Origin of the sequence: Mycobacteroides sp. H003, assembly GCF_001440135.1 — a bacterium.
Taxonomy (GTDB): Bacteria; Actinomycetota; Actinomycetes; order Mycobacteriales; family Mycobacteriaceae; genus Mycobacterium; species Mycobacterium gwanakae.
Map to the genome: position 1 here is coordinate 18,225 of NZ_LJYL01000013.1, position 13,375 is coordinate 31,599.

The window sequence follows — 13,375 nt, forward strand, 5'->3', positions numbered from 1 at the left end:
GACCTCGACCCCGCCGTGTCCGCTCTCGGCGGCACTGTTGACTTACCGGGGCCCCACCAACATATTTGGACTATGGAGCAAGTGGTATGACCAATAATCCTGAATATTTTGCCGATCAGCCAAAATCGCACAGCTGGTTCTCAGATTCTCCCGATATCGACGCCTTCTCGGGAGTCTTGTCCGCCATCGGGTTGCGCGGAGAAACCGTCATGCGTTGCTCCTCCGAGCCGCCTTTCGACATCGCACTACCTTCGAATGAGCGCGTGCTGCACATCGCAGAAACTCCGGGCCTTCGCGTGCACATCGACGGAGATCTCGAGTACACCCTCGGCGCAGGGGACATGGTGCTGCTGGCACGGGGTACGGCGCACCGCGTCGCCCAGGGCGAGCCAACCTGTGTCCGAAATCTTTCTGCGGCGGACGGGCACGTGAGCGCGCGTGATAGCCGCACCGCAACCCGTTGGGTCAGTGGACGATTCACCGCGGAGAAGAAGGCCGCCGACCCCCTACTGTCGGTCCTGCCGCCAGCCATCGTCGTGCGGACCGACCAGCCCGGACATGAATGGCTATCACTGTCTCTCCAGCTCGTGCTGGCCGAAGTCGTCACGCCCAGCCCGGGCTCCTGGGTGATGCTCTCACGGATCCTGGACCTGCTGTTCATTCACGCACTGCGGGAGTGGTCTACCTCCGACCGCGCCGAACCAGGCTGGCTCACCGCGGCGCTGGATCCCCGGCTTGCACCCGTCCTCACCGCGATACACAACAACCTGGCGCACCCCTGGTCCATCGCGGAGCTCGCCAAATACGCGCAGCAGTCACGCTCGGCCTTCACCCAACGATTCACCGCGCTGCTGGGGCAACCGCCCGCCGGTTACATCACCGAGCGACGGCTCGACCGGGCAGCGCATCTCCTGCGCTTCAGCACCGACGCGGTGAGCCAGGTCGGCAGAGCCGTCGGGTACACCTCCGACGCCGCGTTCAGCCGGGCGTTCCAACGCCGATTCGGCGAGCCTCCGCTGCGGTGGCGCATGCGGCACCGGTCCAGGTGACCATCGTTCAGCGACTTCCCTTGCGGCTCAATATGATTCCTGCGACCACGATCGCCCCTCCCAGGGGTTCATGCCATCCGATTCGCTCGTTCAAGACCAGTGCCCCCAGCAGCACCCCGATCACCGGGGCCAGGTAGGTGACCGAGGACGCGGCGGTGGCACCCCATCCGTTGACGATCTGGGTGTTCCAGACGTACGCCAGTCCGGTGCCCAGCACCCCGAGAGCCGCCATGCTCAGCAGCACGGCGGGGGTGATCGCCATCCGGTGATGGTCAGCGAGCGCCACCACGGCGGTCATCAGCACCGCTCCCAAACCCACCTGAATACCGGCGACCGCAAGCGCGGGTAGCCCCAGCGGCGTGACGTACTTGCGCATGTACACAAACCCGATCCCGTAGCTCATGGTTGCCCCCAAGCACGCGAACTGCGCCAGCACCGGCCCTCCGTGGCCGATCAACTGCCACGGGGCCAACACCACGCACACCCCCAGAAACCCGAGCCCCAATCCGAGCAGCTGCATCCGGTCCGGACGCTCAGCGCGCAAGGCGACAAGGGTCACCAATGTGGTCATCAGTGGGGTCGCCGCGTTGTAGATGCTGGCCAGCCCGGAGTCGATGCTCTGCTCAGCCCAGGGATAGAGCACGAACGGAATGACGCACAAGGTCAGCGAGACAACGCCGATGTGCCCCCACACCTTGAGCTCGCGCGGCAGCGAAACACGCAGCAGCACAACCAGAGATGCCAGCGTCAGGGCACCGAAGTCCAAACGTGCGGCAGCCACCTGTAGCGCCGACAGTCCGTGCAGCCCGACCTTGATGAAAAGGAAACTCGCACCCCATACCAAAGCAAGAGCGGCGAACCTCAAGGGAAGCCAGCGGCTACGGGCAGGGGCGGCAGTCGCGGTGTCCACCCAACAATTCCACAGGACACCCAACCGCCCGCGCTAGCGGTTTTCCGCCATCTAGACGCCGGTACTGGACCCTGGGCGCACGATCATCAGCACGGTCACCGCTGCCCACAACAGGTTGAAGATCCCGGTGAACATCGCCAACCGCGCGAATACCCGCGCATCGAGGGACTCACCATCGCCCAGCTGGACCAACACCCGTTGTTGGCGCGGCAGCATCACAAACACCAGCACCACCGCCGCTATGCCGGTGAGCACCAGCGATGCGATCAGCCAGGGGCTGCCCAGCACCCCCATCAGATCGGCCAGCGGCAGACCAAACATCGGAATCGCAATCCCTACCACGGCATATACCCGGCAGACCCGATGCAGGGTGCGCAGACTTCCCAGCTCGCCGCCACCATCGGGCGTGGCGGCGGCCCGCCGCGAGAATGCCGGAAACATGCTGGCTGCCACGGCGATTGGCCCCACCGCGAGAATCACCGCCAGCACATGGATGGAGAGCAATAGCTTGGTCACGCGCAGACGGTATCGGTACTACCGCAATGCCGAAAGCCTGCAGCTGGCCATATTTCGACGACTTTCGGCCGTATCACGCCACAATCTTGGGAGTATGTGCCGATGGGCCGTCGGATACTGATGTACTTCACCGTGTTCGGAATCGCGATGTGGTTCTTCGGAAACCTCTACGAGGCGGTCGTGATCGGACCGAACATCGCCGGTGACACCAAGGAACAGCTACGGGCCTTTCAGCAGTTCACCGTGGTCACCAACCCGGTGTACTACTACATCCCGCTCACCCAGATCGCCGCCGTCACGCTGATCGTCTGGTTCGTGCGCACCCCATGGCGGGCCCCGGAGAAGCGCTCACTGTTTATCGCGAGCGCCGCCGAGATAGCGGCGGTCGCTCTCTCGATCTACATCATTGTCAAGCTCAACATGACGCTCTTCTTCGGATCGCTTGGCGAAACTCCCGACGAGCTCCACCGTCTCGCACTGCAATGGAACCTGCTCAACCTCGTCCGGGTTGGGGTGACGGCACTAACACTGGTGTTTGCCCTGGGGGCATTGACCAAGGTACGCGCGCGGACATCGACGCAGATCCCTTAACCTGTGACACTCGATCTCATTTAGCCATCTCAGCGAGGAGTGGGCATGCCCAAGACGATCGTCATCACCGGCGCCAACGCCGGCATCGGCCTGGCCAGTGCGCACCGATTGGCCGCGGATGGACACACCATCGTCATGGCGTGCCGCAATCAAGAGAAAGCTAACGCCGCCCGCGAACAAATCCTGGAAGCGACGCCGGGCGCTCGAGTCGATGTCCTGTCACTGGATTTGTCTTCGTTCGGGCACATCCGACGTTTCGCCAGTGAGCTGGCAGCGCAGCATCCCCAGGTCGATGTGTTGATCAACAATGCCGGCGCCTCGCCCATGCGCCAGTCGAAAACCGAGGATGGTTACGAGCTGCAGTGGGGAGCCAATTATCTGGGCCCCTTCTTGCTGACGCACCTGTTGCTTCCTCAGTTGCAGGCCGCACCGACCGGCGATGCCCGCATCATCCATCTGGCTTCGGTCGCCCACAGCGTGGGCAGGATCAACGAAAACACCTGGCGAGGAAGGCGTTTCTACTTCACTTTCTCCGCCTATGCGCAGTCCAAGATGGGCAATCTTCTGTTCAGCAATGCGCTGGCCCGCCGTCTCCCCGCAGGTGTCACGTCGAACGCACTGCATCCCGGTAATGTCAGATCCGACATTTGGCGCGAGATACCGCAGCCGGTGCGGTCAGTGGTGATGCTGGCGCTGATCACACCGGAGCGGCCGAGTCAGCTGATCACCGACATGGCGGTGTCGGAAGAGCACCGCGGACGCAATGGGGAATACCTCGCCGCACAAACACCGAGCCCGGTACGGCGCTACACCAAAAATCAAGCGGCGCAGGACGACCTGTATGCCAAGAGTTGCGAGCTCGTCGGTGTCGAGCCGTTGCCGGTCCGCGGCTAGGAAAGGTTCAGGCGGCGCTCGGCTTCGATGGCGAGATGCAGCTCGGCGACGTCACGGGGGCGCGCGATATCGCGTCCCGTCAGTTGCTTGAGCCTGCGCAACCGATACCGCACGGTGTTGGGATGGCAGAACATCGCACCTGCAGTGGCCGGAATGGAACCGTCACAGGTGACCCACTGCTGAAAGGTGCTCACGAGCAATTGCCGATCCGCGGCACCAATGTCACCGAGGCCACCTAACACCAGATCGCAGTATCGCTCCATGGTCGGTGGATCGGTAACCGCCGCTATCGCATAGGGATTCACGTCGAACGCCAAAACCGCCTCGTCCCCCGTGGCCGCCAACAACGCGGCCTTCGCATAGTTCAGAGCCGAACCATGCGGAGGGTAGCCGTCATAAACCGGGCTAACCCCTATTCGCTGCACGACAAGACCGCGTAGCGCTTCGCCCAGCTCTCCGAGCCGCGAACGCATAACGAGCGCAACCACTCCCACCTGCATATCGGGCTCAACCCGCCATGCGGAGGCAAAGCCACGGTCGCCCAGGGTCTTCTCCGCAGCACGCAACGCGCGGTAGTCGAGCGGCCCCGAATCAATAGCAACCACGACGAAGCAGCCGGATTCCGGTAGCCCGAGTAGATGTGCCGCATCCCCTGCGGTCATGCCCGCTGGTAGACGGCCGTCGATAAGCCCACCTACCAGCGCAGAACGTTCCTGATCCCGGTGGATGAGCTGCTCGACGACGACCTCGCGGTATCCCTCGGCCATCGCGTCGGTATAGATGTCCTGGTTCTGCCACGCCTGTGAAGCTGCGGCCCGCAACTCCTGCCGTGACAAGCCGGCTGCGTCAATCGCCTGCAATATTTGGTCCCATAGAAATTGGCCCCCGGCTCGGTAGGCCGACATCACGTCGGCCAACGGCACCCCTTGCTCTGCGCGCAGCCTGCCGACCCGCCCCGCCACACTCGTATCGGGAGCTCCCGCTCCCATTACCTCCAAGACGAACACCATCTGGTCACGGCCGGCCGCGAACAGATCGTCATCGGTGACCAGCGCAGGATCCCGGTATGCGGCGACGCGTTCACGAATGATCCGACATTGTTCGGCGCACAGCTCGTCCACTCGGACAAGCAGCTGACGTCCGACAACATTCAGATTTGCCTTCGCGGCGTCCGACAGTGACTCACCCACGGTGACCAGGCTACTGCTTCCCCCACGTCACGGATTGTTCAAATGGACAATCATTCTTGGCCTGTACACCATCGACGTGCGACTTATAGCTAGATACGTTGTTCACATAGTCAGAATCAAGTCGATAGAGCACGGTGAGGCGCCACCCGGATAGCCGCGCACGCGCGGCAAGGCAAGAACCCGAATCTGCCGTTGCTACGCCACACAAGACGCAGGAGGAACAATGAGCGATCAGCAGAAGACCATGGCAGTCGTCGGCGCCGGCGTCATCGGACTGTCGTGGGCACGGCTGGCCCGTGACCATGGGTGGCGCGTTGGCATAACCGATCCCCGTGAGGACCTCGATGCGGTGGTTGAAGCAACCTTCGGCGCAGATGACCCCGACGTGTTCGCCAGCCACACACTCGCCGAGGTCGTCGCCGAAGCAGACTTGGTCCAAGAAAACGGTCCCGAACGCCTAGCCGTCAAGCACGACCTTTTCGGCCAGTTCCTGGAGTCGGCCCCCGAGCACGCGGTGTTGGCCACCTCAAGTTCCTCGATCGGCGCGACGCTCATCGCCGACGGCCTCGAAGCAAGCGACCGCATCGTTGTCGGTCATCCTTTCAACCCGCCCGAGTTGATGCCTCTCGTTGAGGTGGTTCCCGGAGCGCATACGAGTGATTCCACGCTTCGGACCGCCCTCGAACTGTATCGAGCTCTGGGCCGCGCGCCGATCGTGATTCGTCGCGAGGTCCCCGGTTTCGTCGCCAACCGGCTCCAGGTAGCACTCACGCGCGAGGCCCTGTACCTCGTCGCGGAAGGTGTGGTCAGCGTTCCGGACCTCGACTTCGCCCTCCAGAACTCGCTTGGCTTACGCTGGGCCGCAACAGGATTGTTCGAAGGAAACGCACTGGGCGGCGGCTCAGAGGGCGCGCGGCATCTGTATAAGGGCCTTGGTGCCGAGGTAGGCAAGATCACGCCGGGAACTCCCCCATCGGACCCACAGATCATCGAACAACTCCTCGATGCAATTGACACCGCGTACGGGACCGGCGACGAGAACTACCACCGGCTACTGACGCGACGCAACGAACGCACCCGTGCGATCTTGGCGGCACTACATCAACTAGATGCCTGAATAGCACGACATCCCAAGGAGAACAGCATGTTTCGACACCTTCTTGCCCTGAATCAGCTCCAGAGGGCGATCCTGAAGTTCCCCGTCCCGGGTGGGGAACCCACCGAATTGGTGACCGAACTCAACGAACTGCCCGACGGCATAGTCGTCGACCCCGCACGGCAGAACATCTATTGGACCAACATGGGCGTGCCCACGCTCACCGACGCCAACCAACCCCTTACCGAGCACAACCTCGACTTCTACGGAAAGAACGGTTCCATCGAGCGAGCAGCCATCGATGGAACCGAGCGATCCTACCTCCTGCCAACAGGAAGTTTTGTTACTGGTAAACAACTTTCGGCGGCGTGGTCACTCGGACGGCTGTACTGGTCCGATCGCGAGGGCGCGGCTGTCCGCAGCGCGCGGCTGGACGGCAGTGACCTACGCGACGAGGTGACCGTCGCGGTGAACGAATCGGACCGCAACATTGTTCGCAATCATTGCGTCGGCGTGGCGGTCGACGAACAAAACGGACTTCTGTACTGGACGCAGAAGGGCCCTACCAAGGGCGGCGATGGACGGATCTTTAGAACTTCCTTGGAGATCCCCTACGGACAGACTCCACAGCACCGAGACATAGAGGTGCTATGGACCGACCTGCCCGAGCCGATCGACATCGAACTAGATCTTGACGCCGGATTGATCTACTGGACCGACCGCGGCGCAGCGCCCTTGGGCAATACGTTGAACAGAGCCAAGATTCCTGCACCCGGACAGGGAGGTGGAGAGGTCACGATTCTCGCTTCGGGATTCAGCGAAGCGATCGGCCTGGCAATCGACAAGGACGCCGACATCGCCTACGTGAGCGACATGGCGGGAGAAATCCGGGCCGTCAACCTCGACGGCAGCGGCGATCGCTCGTTCGCGAAAGTCGAAGGCAACCTCACCGGAATCGTTGGAATCTAAACGAAACTCGCCAATCGTCAACATAGATCGGAACAAAACATGACGTACTCACCCCCGACAAACATCGCCAATCGACCCGTCACCGTCTTGGGAGCGGGCACACTCGGCCGCCGCATCGCCCTCACCTTCGCAACGCGTGGCGGCGCGGTGCATCTCTACGACGTATCCGAGGACTCACTGAAGTCGGCCAAGGAATTCCTCGATCAAAGAATTCCGGAATTGGTCAAAGCCAGAGCCGATGTGGGCGCCACACCGGCGAGTGTCGAGTTCTTCACCGATCTGCCCAGCGCGGTGAAAGACGCTTGGTATGTCGTCGAATCCGTTCCCGAGGTGCAGGCACTCAAAATCGATATCCTCGGCCAGCTCGATGACATCGCCGCACCCGACGCGATCATCGGCACCAACTCGTCGTCCTTCATGAGCAGCGAGCTCATCGGCAAGGTCAAACACCCAGAAAGATTTCTGAACACCCACTACGGCCAGCCTCCCGAAGCGCCGCAGGCCGAGCTGATGACCGACGGGCAGACCGATGAACGGATCTTCGACATCCTTAGTGCAGAGCTGCCTACGCACGGCTTCGTCACCGCCGTCGCACGCACGGAAAGTGTTGGTTTCATCATCAATCGGGTGTGGGCTGCCATCAAGCGGGAAGCCTTGGCCGTCGTTGCCGAGGGCGTTTCGACACCGACAGAATTCGACCGGATCTGGGTCGCGGCACATATGAGCCCGATGGGTGTGTTTCGCGCGATCGATCAGGTAGGCCTCGATGTCGCGCTGGACATCGAAGAAAACTACATCAAGCACTTCCCCCATATCCCCACCACATCGCGGGACCTTCTGCAGCGATATGTAGATGACGGCAAGCTGGGCGTGAAATCCGGCGAGGGGTTCTACAACGACTACCCGAAGCCGTCACACGGCTGAACACGGCCTCAGGCCAACGCGTGAATTCCGTTGTATAGCACCAACACACCGATCACGATCAAGATGGTGGCCATCAGGGCCGCGTTGTTCTTCTCCATCCAATCCTTGAGCCGGCTCATCGTGTCATCGAGCCGGTGGCCCGCCGCCGCGTAGGCCAGTATCGGGATAGCGACGGTCGAGGCGGCGACAACGACAAAGAACGCCGCTGCCGTCCACCGATCAGCGAGATCCAGCCCACTGGCACCAATCGCCAATCCGGCTGGGACGCAAATGAACAGGACATCCGGCCGCACCAGCACCAGGGCCGTCCCGGTGATCGCCGCCCGGGCCGGGCCGATGGTGGAGAACGTTCGCATCCAGGCCGGTGAGTCGGTGTGATGATGCCGGGTCAGCCATCGATAGATACCGAACAGGATCAGCACCGAGCCGAGGACCACCCGCACCCACGAGGCCCAGTTCGGCGCCGATCGGTGTAGCCCGCCGAGTAAACCTGTGGCCGAGACACACAGCGCCGTGAGCGCGGCGAGGCCGAAGAGCCATCCGGCCAGGAAGGCAAGCCCACTCGGCCGTGGCCGTGGCGCTTGCAAGACCAACACTGCCGGGATGACGGTGATCGGCGAGAGCGCGACAACCAATCCGAGCGGAACGAGTCCGGTAAGGACAGAGCCCCAACTTCCTGCCATGAGCAGAAATCATGGCAGGTAGACCGCGCTGTCACCGGCGAAAGGCGAACAACGGCTATGACACCTTGGGGTTGTAGTGGTTGGGGCTGCCCCAGGTATCCAGCGGCGGCAGGTTGCGGTCCGGGGTCTGCGGCAGCGGCGCATCCGCCGGTGTACGCCCAACCGCGCGATCCCATCCGGCGCGGGCCCGGGGGTGACGGCGCTTGCGCTCGGGCACGAACTTGAAGAGCACATTGACGGCCTGCCCGAACTTTCGGTGCCACCATTCGTCGCGCGCAGACCAGGTGTAGCCGAAACGTTCCCGAACGGCCGGGTGGTACAGCCCAACGGTCAGCCAGACAAACATCGGCGCCACCAAACGCCGTTGGAACCGCCACAGCCCCTCGGGAATCCAGGGCGCAAACGGCGGCACCGCCAAAGTGGACAGGTCAAGCACATCGCGCGTGGCCTTGTTGTCCTCTAAGACGTTGGTGCACATGTGATCCCAGTACCCCTGGAAATCCTCCCAGGTCTTCGGCACCGGCCGCATACTCATGCCATACATCCGGTACCACGTGATGTGCTCATCGAAGAGCTGACGCTTCTCGGCCTCACCGATACCGCCGCTGAGCCAGTCCGCGACGACGATCGTGCCCATGAAGAAGGTCGCGTGCGCCCAGTAGAAGACGTCCGGATTGAGTGCGCTGTACCGGCGCCCCTGATCGTCGACTCCCTTGATGTTGACGTGATAGTCGCGCACCTCGGCACCCGTCATCGGTGCGCGATCCCCGTCGAACACGACGCCACCGATCGGATACAACGAGCGCAGGAGCCGCTGCCAACGTTCCCGGAAGAACAGGGAGTGCTGTTCGACGGCCGCGCCCAGTTGTGGATGCATGTTCTGCATGGACCCGGCATAGGGGCCTTGCAGCACCCCACGCCAATCGCCGAAGTACTTCCACGTCAACGATTCCGGGCCAAGCGGCACGGTGGTCGACGAAGCCGCGCCATGACTCACTGGGCAGCCCGACACGAACGCACCGGATTCCGCGGCAGACTGGGCGAGCTCGGACATATCGTTGACCATTCGGAACGCTCCATTGCAGTTCGACGTATAGTGACAATCAGGGTTGTCAACTTTGATATCAGATTAGGAGGCCCGTGACGAACGGTCAAGCGCAGCGACGTAGCTGGGCGGGTATCTCGGCGGCCGAGCGCGCCGATGAGCGGCGGCGCGAGCTCATGGCAGCGGGCGTGCGGCTACTCGGCGTGAGCCCACGGCCTGCCGTCACCGTCCGTGCCGTATGTCGATCCGCCGGCATGACCGAGCGGTACTTCTACGAGAACTTCTCCGACCGCGACACCTTTGTCCGGGCGGTCTACGACCACGTGGGATTTCGTGCGATCGAAGCGCTCAGCGGCGCGCGGTCGGCACACGAAGGTGTCGACGCGTTCGTCCGGCTGATGGTGGACGAACCCACCATGGGGCGAGTTCTCTTGATAGCGCCGACATTTGAGCCAACGCTCTCGGAGTCCGGTTACGACTGGCTGCCGCGATTCGTCGCGTTGTTGCAGGGAAAGCTCAGCACCAATCTGGCCGACGAGGTGCAGCAACAACTGGTCGCGACCAGTTTGGTCGGTGCGCTGACAAGCCTTTTCAGGGGATACCTGAATGAGGAGCTGAAAGTGGAACGCCAGCGGTTCGTGGACTACTGCGTGCAGATACTGCTACAGGGCGCGAACTCGACGCCGACGACAACGACTGGGACGACTACGCCGCCGCAGACTTCGCCTTCTCCTCGGCAGCCTTCTTAGCCGCCGCGACCTCCACCTTGTAGCAGCGCAGGGTCACATGAACCATCTTTCCGCGGTCGTCTTGACCCTTCTTGACGGTGAATGCTTCCTGGTGCGAGACAAGACAGTCGTCCAGCCCTACCTGATCACCGGAACGGCCAGCCACAACGACCGTGTAGCCCTCACCCTTGAGGGTCGAGGAGGCGTCGCTGTAGAACTGCCCGGTGGTATCGGTCGGACCACCCGCATGGGCCAGCCCCGCCATCGCCAACGAAAAACCCGCACCCGCAACCGTGACAATGGCCGCGTTCACTACCGACTTCACTGGTTACACCTCCATCTTTGGGTTGTCAGCAAGCATACTGCGGGTGTACAGGCCTCGCAGCTCGAGCGAGAAATGCCTTCATCCGCACGCCAGAGGGCCCGCGGGCACGTTGTTGTGCGCCACAGTCCGTCCACTTGTATGCAACCGTCGTTTACAGATATATTGACTGCAACTTCCAGATACAGATAACTCTGTCGAACCTGAGGGATATCCATGCAGAAGGAATTCACCGACCTGGAGCTGCTCCATGAGCTTGAGCCCGTGGTCGAGGAGAATGTCCATCGCCACCTCGGCGTCACCAAGGACTGGAACCCGCATGACTATGTCCCCTGGTCAGAGGGCAAGAATTACAAGGCTCTAGGTGGTCAGGACTGGGACCCCGAGCAGTCCAAGCTCTCCGAGGTGGCCAAGGTCGCCATGATCACCAATCTTTTGACCGAGGACAACCTGCCCTCGTATCACCGCGAGATCGCCATGAACTTCACCATGGACGGGCCGTGGGGCACCTGGGTGAACCGGTGGACCGCCGAAGAGAACCGCCATGGCATCGCCATCCGCGACTACCTGGTGGTGACCCGTTCGGTGGACCCGTTCGAACTCGAGAAGCTGCGCGTGGAGCAGATGACTCGCGGCTTCTCCCCCGGCCAGAACCGCCAGGGCGGCGAGGAACTCTTTGCCGAGAGCCTGTTCGACTCGGTGGTGTACGTGACGTTCCAGGAGCTGGCCACCCGGGTTTCGCACCGCAACACCGGTAAGGCCTGCGCCGAGCCGATCGCCGATGAGCTGCTCAAGCGCATCTCCACCGACGAGAACCTGCACATGATCTTCTACCGCAACATGGTCGAGGCCGGTCTCAAGATCGCCCCGAACCAGGCCATGAAGTCCATCTTCCGGGTGCTCGACAACTTCAAGATGCCCGGCTACACGATTCCGGGCTTCCGCCGTAACGCGGTCACCATCGCCACCGGCGGCGTCTACGACCCGCAGTCACACCTCGAGGAAGTGGTGCTGCCGGTGCTGCGTAAGTGGCGCATCTTCGATCGTGACGACATCAACGGCGAGGGCGACGAGTACCGCGAGGGTGTCGAACGCATCATCGGTGACCTCAAGAAGACCTCCGAGGACTTCGAGGAAGTCAAGGCCAAGTACCTGGAGCGCCAGGCCAAACGCGCCGAACGCAACGCCGCCAAGGCAGCCAGGGAAGCGGTCAGCGTCTAATCGACTGACACGTGACCGCATCCGTCGACCTCCCGAAGGCCCGATCCCGCGAACTGCGGATCGGGTCTTTGGCATTGCCTAGCCCGGTCGTACTGGCGCCGATGGCGGGTGTCACCAACGTGGCGTTCCGGACGTTGTGCCGGGAGCTCGAGCTGGCCACCACCGGCACCGTGAGCGGACTGTATGTCTGCGAGATGGTGACCGCACGGGCACTCGCCGAACGCCACCCCGTCACCCTGCACATGACGACCTTCTCCCCCGAAGAGTCGCCACGCTCGCTGCAGCTCTACTCGGTGGATCCGGAAACGACCTACCGCGCCGCCAAGATGGTGGTCGACGAGAATCTCGCCGACCACATCGATATGAATTTCGGCTGCCCGGTACCCAAGGTCACCCGAAATGGCGGAGGGGCCGCGCTTCCCTATAAACGGCGACTGTTCGGCCAGATCGTCTCCGCCGCCGTACGGGCCACCGAGGGCACCGACATACCGGTGACGGTCAAGTTCCGCGTCGGCATCGACGACGACCACCACACCCATCTGGATGCCGGAGCCATCGCCGAGGCAGAGGGCGCCGCGGCCGTCGCACTACACGCGCGCACCGCCTCTCAGCGTTACTCCGGGGCCGCCGACTGGAACCAGATCGCCGCACTCAAGAATCACGTCACAACCATCCCCGTTCTCGGGAACGGCGACATTTTCGATGCCGCCGATGCGGTCGTGATGATGGAGCAGACGGGCTGCGACGGTGTTGTCATCGGTCGCGGTTGCCTCGGCCGACCCTGGCTCTTCGCCGAGTTGAGTGCCGTATTCAACGGTCAGACGATTCCCGAGCCCCCGAATCTCGGTCAGGTCACGGACATCATGCGGCGTCATGCGGTGTTGCTCGTCGACCATTTTGGGGAGGACAAGGCGTTGCGCGATATGCGCAAGCACATCGCGTGGTATCTGCACGGCTTCCCGGCCGGTGGAGACCTCCGCCGGGCGCTCGCGCTCGTCAGTACCCTCGCCGAGCTGGACACCCTTCTCCATCAGCTGGACGCCACGGCTCCTTTCCCCGAAGGCGGAAACGGCCCCCGCGGGCGCCAGGGGTCACCGGGCAAGGTGTCGCTACCCGATGGCTGGCTCAATGACCCCGACGATTGCACTGTTCCCTCGGCCGCCGATGTCATGCACTCTGGCGGGTGACGTGGGGTCACATCTCGGTCACTGGGCATGGTGATCTGCGGCAATGCTCA

General features: G+C 62.5%; 15 protein-coding genes. 9 read left to right on the forward strand and 6 right to left on the reverse strand.

Annotation, left to right across the window (positions count from 1 at the left end):
• Positions 1 to 86 precede the first annotated feature (86 nt).
• Positions 87 to 1,049 (forward strand): AraC family transcriptional regulator, encoded by a 963-nt coding sequence (locus AOT87_RS10050; protein WP_057969392.1) that lies wholly within the window; start codon positions 87 to 89, stop codon positions 1,047 to 1,049.
• 7 nt (positions 1,050 to 1,056) lie between these two features.
• Here AOT87_RS10050 and AOT87_RS10055 read toward each other — a convergent pair whose 3' ends face one another.
• Positions 1,057 to 1,959 carry a DMT family transporter gene (locus AOT87_RS10055; protein ID WP_057969391.1) on the reverse strand — a complete coding sequence of 301 codons (903 nt, stop codon included), beginning with the start codon at positions 1,957 to 1,959 and terminating at the stop codon, positions 1,057 to 1,059.
• Between the two features lie 51 nt (positions 1,960 to 2,010).
• Complete coding sequence (locus tag AOT87_RS10060; RefSeq protein WP_057969390.1) at positions 2,011 to 2,475, reverse strand: hypothetical protein; 465 nt, start codon at positions 2,473 to 2,475, stop codon at positions 2,011 to 2,013.
• A 102-nt stretch (positions 2,476 to 2,577) separates the two neighbouring features.
• Here AOT87_RS10060 and AOT87_RS10065 point away from each other — a divergent pair, with 102 nt between their 5' ends.
• Both AOT87_RS10065 and AOT87_RS10070 read left to right on the forward strand, forming a co-directional pair.
• Positions 2,578 to 3,066 (forward strand): anthrone oxygenase family protein, encoded by a 489-nt coding sequence (locus tag AOT87_RS10065; RefSeq protein ID WP_057969389.1) that lies wholly within the window; start codon positions 2,578 to 2,580, stop codon positions 3,064 to 3,066.
• A gap of 45 nt (positions 3,067 to 3,111) precedes the next feature.
• On the forward strand, positions 3,112 to 3,960 hold the full coding sequence (locus AOT87_RS10070; protein ID WP_057969388.1) for an SDR family NAD(P)-dependent oxidoreductase: 849 nt from the start codon (positions 3,112 to 3,114) through the stop codon (positions 3,958 to 3,960).
• Here AOT87_RS10070 and AOT87_RS10075 read toward each other — a convergent pair.
• Positions 3,957 to 5,114, reverse strand: a complete 1,158-nt coding sequence (locus AOT87_RS10075) for a helix-turn-helix domain-containing protein (protein WP_057969433.1) — start codon at positions 5,112 to 5,114, stop codon at positions 3,957 to 3,959. The genes AOT87_RS10070 and AOT87_RS10075 overlap by 4 nt on opposite strands.
• A gap of 259 nt (positions 5,115 to 5,373) precedes the next feature.
• Here AOT87_RS10075 and AOT87_RS10080 point away from each other — a divergent pair, with 259 nt between their 5' ends.
• Genes AOT87_RS10080 through AOT87_RS10090 form a run of 3 tightly spaced genes read left to right on the forward strand, consistent with a single transcriptional unit; the run spans position 5,374 to position 8,139 of the window.
• A complete protein-coding gene (locus AOT87_RS10080) occupies positions 5,374 to 6,267 on the forward strand; it encodes a 3-hydroxyacyl-CoA dehydrogenase NAD-binding domain-containing protein (RefSeq protein WP_057969387.1) in 894 nt (297 codons plus the stop codon).
• A 27-nt stretch (positions 6,268 to 6,294) separates the two neighbouring features.
• Complete coding sequence (locus tag AOT87_RS10085; protein WP_057969386.1) at positions 6,295 to 7,215, forward strand: hypothetical protein; 921 nt, start codon at positions 6,295 to 6,297, stop codon at positions 7,213 to 7,215.
• Positions 7,216 to 7,254: 39 nt separating this feature from the next.
• Positions 7,255 to 8,139, forward strand: a complete 885-nt coding sequence (locus AOT87_RS10090) for a 3-hydroxyacyl-CoA dehydrogenase family protein (RefSeq protein WP_057969385.1) — start codon at positions 7,255 to 7,257, stop codon at positions 8,137 to 8,139.
• Positions 8,140 to 8,147: 8 nt separating this feature from the next.
• Here the strand turns inward: AOT87_RS10090 and AOT87_RS10095 are convergent, their stop codons facing one another.
• Positions 8,148 to 8,822 (reverse strand): GAP family protein, encoded by a 675-nt coding sequence (locus AOT87_RS10095; protein WP_057969384.1) that lies wholly within the window; start codon positions 8,820 to 8,822, stop codon positions 8,148 to 8,150.
• A 55-nt stretch (positions 8,823 to 8,877) separates the two neighbouring features.
• Positions 8,878 to 9,888 (reverse strand): oxygenase MpaB family protein, encoded by a 1,011-nt coding sequence (locus AOT87_RS10100; RefSeq protein ID WP_057969383.1) that lies wholly within the window; start codon positions 9,886 to 9,888, stop codon positions 8,878 to 8,880.
• Between the two features lie 74 nt (positions 9,889 to 9,962).
• On the opposite strand from AOT87_RS10100, the gene AOT87_RS10105 reads away from it, so the two are divergent.
• Complete coding sequence (locus AOT87_RS10105; RefSeq protein WP_057969382.1) at positions 9,963 to 10,616, forward strand: TetR/AcrR family transcriptional regulator; 654 nt, start codon at positions 9,963 to 9,965, stop codon at positions 10,614 to 10,616.
• Here AOT87_RS10105 and AOT87_RS10110 read toward each other — a convergent pair.
• Positions 10,573 to 10,920 (reverse strand): hypothetical protein, encoded by a 348-nt coding sequence (locus AOT87_RS10110; RefSeq protein WP_057969381.1) that lies wholly within the window; start codon positions 10,918 to 10,920, stop codon positions 10,573 to 10,575. The genes AOT87_RS10105 and AOT87_RS10110 overlap by 44 nt on opposite strands.
• Before the next feature lie 213 nt (positions 10,921 to 11,133).
• Here AOT87_RS10110 and AOT87_RS10115 point away from each other — a divergent pair, with 213 nt between their 5' ends.
• Both AOT87_RS10115 and dusB read left to right on the forward strand, forming a co-directional pair.
• Positions 11,134 to 12,138 (forward strand): acyl-ACP desaturase, encoded by a 1,005-nt coding sequence (locus AOT87_RS10115; protein WP_057969380.1) that lies wholly within the window; start codon positions 11,134 to 11,136, stop codon positions 12,136 to 12,138.
• An 11-nt stretch (positions 12,139 to 12,149) separates the two neighbouring features.
• Positions 12,150 to 13,325 carry a tRNA dihydrouridine synthase DusB gene (gene dusB / locus AOT87_RS10120; protein ID WP_057965195.1) on the forward strand — a complete coding sequence of 392 codons (1,176 nt, stop codon included), beginning with the start codon at positions 12,150 to 12,152 and terminating at the stop codon, positions 13,323 to 13,325.
• Positions 13,326 to 13,375 lie beyond the last annotated feature (50 nt).